This window comes from Natrinema hispanicum, assembly GCF_900111485.1.
GTDB lineage: Archaea > Halobacteriota > Halobacteria > Halobacteriales > Natrialbaceae > Natrinema > Natrinema hispanicum_A.
Window position 1 is genome coordinate 1 of the sequence record NZ_FOIC01000070.1, and the last position, 4,495, is coordinate 4,495.

At 57.7% G+C, this 4,495-nt stretch carries 3 protein-coding genes; all 3 read left to right on the forward strand.

Features of this window, described 5'->3' with window-relative positions; translation table 11 throughout:
- Positions 1-3,128 (forward strand): VirB4 family type IV secretion system protein (locus BSG09_RS19820; RefSeq protein WP_139246298.1); only part of this gene is annotated, 3,128 nt, incomplete at its 5' end.
- Positions 3,121-4,269: a hypothetical protein gene (locus BSG09_RS19825; protein ID WP_092936195.1), complete on the forward strand. Its 1,149-nt coding sequence runs from the start codon at positions 3,121-3,123 to the stop codon at positions 4,267-4,269. The genes BSG09_RS19820 and BSG09_RS19825, both read left to right, overlap by 8 nt.
- On the forward strand, positions 4,259-4,495 hold a 237-nt coding region (locus BSG09_RS21205), incomplete at its 3' end, for a hypothetical protein (RefSeq protein ID WP_139246299.1). The genes BSG09_RS19825 and BSG09_RS21205, both read left to right, overlap by 11 nt.

A 4,495-nucleotide genomic window follows, 5' to 3' on the forward strand; every position in this document is an offset into this window, starting at 1 on the left:
TCATGCTCGTGACGTTGCTGTTCTTGCTCCACAAGGTCAAGCCCCGATATCTGTGGCTGACTGAGTGGCTCGCTGCTCGTCTTAGCTGGGCGATCAAAAACAAGGAGTACACGCATGGTGGCGAGGACAATAGCGAGGTGCGGTATCTGACTCGCCTCCAGCGAGTGTACCCGCATGCCATCGAACGAACGGATGGCGCACTCGTTGGGGCGATGAAGGTCGAGCCCGCGAACATGGCCCTCGAGGATGATGATGCGTGGGCGAAGGCTGTCCAGTCGCTCTCGGAGTTCGCCAACTCGACTATCGACTTTCCAGTGAAGATCTACGTCACTAGCCGCGAGGTCGATGACGACGAGACCATCCGTGCACACCAGGATCGACTCGCTGACGCCGACGTTCGCTCACGTCCCGTGTTGAAACGGCTGCTCGAGGAGTACGTTGGAGCGAATACGACTGACAACGGCGAAATCGACTCGGAGACGACCACGATCCGCGAGTACTACCTTATTACCGCGGTGAACGACGAGGATATCGAACACTTCGATAAAACGGACGACAGTGTCCTCGCCTATCTTGCTGACCTTCCTGCTGTTGGACGGCTCTTCAGTCGGTTCCAAACCGACGATCTGACCGACGCCGAGCGAGAGCAATTCAAAGAAGAACACCTCGAATCACGACTCACACAACTCCGCCGTGGTGGGTCGTCGCTCTATCGGTGTTCAGTCAGCCCTGTCGATGCCTACGATCTCGCTCGGATCACGAAGGAATACTGGACGTGTCTCCCCGAAGAGTACGCTGATATCACGAACGCACTCGGGACGTTCCCGGTCGTCTCCCACGGGATAAGCGACGGTGTTCCAGCAACGCCTGATCCCGATGACGTCCTCGATGCGATGGCCGAGCACGACAGTCCATCAGATACGGCCTCGAGCGATCGTGGTGAAGACACTATCGACGAGGATGCTGTCGACGACTCGTCAACCGGAACTGACGATCGGTTACCAGATACGTCGACGATGCACCAGTCGGTGATTGCGCCGTCGACGGTCGACTGGGAAACGACCTACGCCGTGATCAACGACGAGACGTACGTTCGCACGTTCTGGATCGAACAGTTCCCTGAGGAACCGCCAGATGGCCTCCTCGAGCGGCTGTTACTCGACACGGAGTTGCAGACCGACATCAGCATCCACCTCGATCCGTTCGATAGCCAGTCGGCTCAGGACATGATGGCAGACTGGATCTCGGATTTGAAGATCAACCAGCACGACTCGAATAGCCTCAAATCCGAGGATCTCCAGGAAGACATCGATCAGGCGAAGTACATGCGGTCGCTCGTTCGTGCGAACAAAGCGTCGTTCTATCGCGGTGGCGTGTTCATTCGCCTCGCCGCTGATAGTCAACAGGAACTCGATAATCACACGACGCGTCTCCGCTCGATCATCAAGGATGCGCCGGCGAACTGTACGCTCAAGGTTGCGAATCGCTGGCAGGAACGTGGACTTGCGACAGTGTCGCCGCTTGGCGCGAACGAACTTGGCCGTGACCGTATGTCGACGCTGACGAACCAAGCCGTCGGCGCGATGTTCCCGTTCTCATCGAACTACTTGATGATGGACGAGGGTATCGAGTACGGCTATCACGGGCACAACGGTTCTCCAATTCGGCTCAACCCGTGGGAGCTTGAGACGGGTCACAGTGAACTCGTCGTCGGGATGCCGGGTGCTGGGAAGACGTTCGGCGACATCATGCGCCACCTTCGGATGATGAAACGCCGCAACGACACGATGCTGGTTCTCGTCGATCCAGTTGGTGGCTTCCGTGGGATCGCAGACGCGCTGAACGCGAAGACGATCACTGTCGGTGGCGACACGAAGCTCAACCCACTCGAAATCCGCGAGACGCCCCAGCACGTCCTTGAGTCCGGTGACGGGATCTCGCCGTTATCGGCGAAGAAAGACGAAGTCTATGCCGTCCTCGAGAACTTCCTCGACGCTCGCGATATCGAACTCGGAACCGAGACGGGCGTTCTCTCGTATGTCATCGACGAAGCCTACCGGCAAGCAGGGATCGTTGAGGACGACGTCTCGACGCACACATCGGCGAACTCACCGACGATGCAGGACGTTCATCGCATCCTCTGTGATATCGCCGAGAACCCGGATGAGCACAATATTGCAGAGTCCGAATCTGCTCGCGAGCGTGCTGCCCAGTATGCAGATGAACTCGCGATTGCGTTCCAGCCATTCCGCGAGGGTGGCTCCTACGAGAATCTCTCACATCACTCCGAGATCGATATCCTCGAGGGCGACAACAAGGTCGTCTATATCGACCTCGGTCAGATCGAGGGCAGTGCATCGGGGATCGATCGCCAGACGTTCCTGATGCAACTGTTGCTGTCGACGATCTACCAGCAGGCGAAAAACACTCAGCGAAACGTCGAACTCGCAATCGACGAAGCCCACTACCTCTTCGAGGACCAGGCCAACCTCGACTTCCTCGAGACAGCATTCCGGCACCAACGCCATGCAGGGCTTCGGATGGTGCTGCTCTCTCAGACGGCCCAGGAGTTCTACGAAACTGAGCAGGCGGAGAAGATCATCGGCATGTGCCCGATCAAAGTCCTCCACAAACTCCCCGAACTGGATGATCGGACAGCCGACAAGATCGGCTTGACCGAAGAGCAGCGCCGGTACGTCAGGGGTGCCGATGCCGGGAACGAAGATCTCGGCTATAGTCAGGCACTCGTCCGCGTCGAAGAACACGGGACGTACCCGCTGCATATCGTCGCTGACGACTTCGAGAAACGAGTTATCGACTACGAGCCCGAGGACCAAGCCTTCATCGAGCAGGCAATTCGTGATGAGCCAGCGGAGTTGCTCGCCTTCGAAGAGTTCGTCGAGAACGAAGCCCAGCGCAACGCGCTTGCAACCCGTCTCGATCTCAGCGCAGATGCGGCCAGTCGGCTTCTCGAGACAGATCTCACGAAAGAGGAAATTCTCGATGCAGTCGTCGAGCACTCCCTCGAGACAGACAGTGAGAAATCATCTGTCCGGCCTGATGGTGGAGAATCAGCTACTGCACAGGATACGACTGAAACGGAGTCTGACACCCAAGATCATGACTAGGTTTAATCAGATCAAGACAATCATAGGTTCGTCGCCACAGTACGAGGCGACGCAACTCGACTTTGGAGAGCACGATTCGTTCGTCCAACGGCAAGCGGACACGCCAGGCACGCTGCTGCGGATCCGCCCCTACAAAGAGAACAACGGTATCGCGGACGGGGCTGGAGTCCTCCAGTCAGTCCACGATGTGACAACGAACTTCCGTGGGAAGAATACGAGCGACCACCACTCGTTTGAGGTCTGGTTCGACGAAGGAAAGATCAAGTTCTACATGCACGCTGCCACCGAGGCGGCTGCCGACAAGTTCCGCCGTCGCGTTGGGAACAACTACGCCAACAGCGAGGTCTTCCCGGTCGAGGAGGGCTATGCGTTCCCCGTCATCGACGCTGATGAGTACGTCGCTGGTGCGTGGCTCGAGATGGAGAAGATCCCCTACTATCCGATCCGCCATCACAATAGCGAAGGCTTCGAGACGGATCCGTACGGCGAAATCACGAGCGAGATGCTGTCGCTTGACGAGAGTACCGTCGTTACGCAGGTCGTGTTTCGACCTGCGAAACAGTCGTGGACTGACGGCGACCGATTCAAGCACAATAGCGTCGACGAACTCGCGCACGCGCTTCGGCAGGGGACATCCGTCGGCTGGCTCAACCCTCGTACGCGACCGCCAAGCGAGAAGGACAAACAGGCTGCGAAAACCATCGAACAGCAACGTGGCCAGCAGGCGTTCCACGTAAACATTCGCGTCCTCGCTGCCTCGAGCGAGCAAGACGAGGCTGAGGCCCGTGCTCGTGGCGTCGCGGGGATGTTCAGGAAGTACTACAACGCAATCACTGAGCAGGGCCTCGACGACAAGCCTGTCTGGCATCGCCGAGAGAGCAAACGCGCAACGCGGCTTCGACAGTTCGTTGAGCGAATGCGTGACCGCGAGTGGATCGATCGGCACATGATTATGACCGTCGACGAACTCGCCGGCGTCGCACACATCCCCAATGCGGAGATTGAGACGCCGAATATCGATTGGCGATATACCCGACGTGGTGACCGCGCCCCTGCCGATCTCGGCCAATACGAAGAGTCCACCAGTAGCAGCGCTTCCACTGAACACAACGTTACTAACAGAGGACACGATGGTGTTTGATCGATTCTTTGACCGCAGCAAATCCGAAGAGGTAACAGAAGATATGGAGACCGAGCCAGCGACACAAGCTACTGGTGACGGTGACTCTCCGCTCGATTCGCCACCGGCCCCCCAATCCCAACTCGGCGAGACATACGATATCGATGAACAGAAGACCAGTTCCATCGGAGGGAAGCAAGCTATCACCGAAACCGCTCAGGAGGGCACTGTTGCAGGACCATTTGTC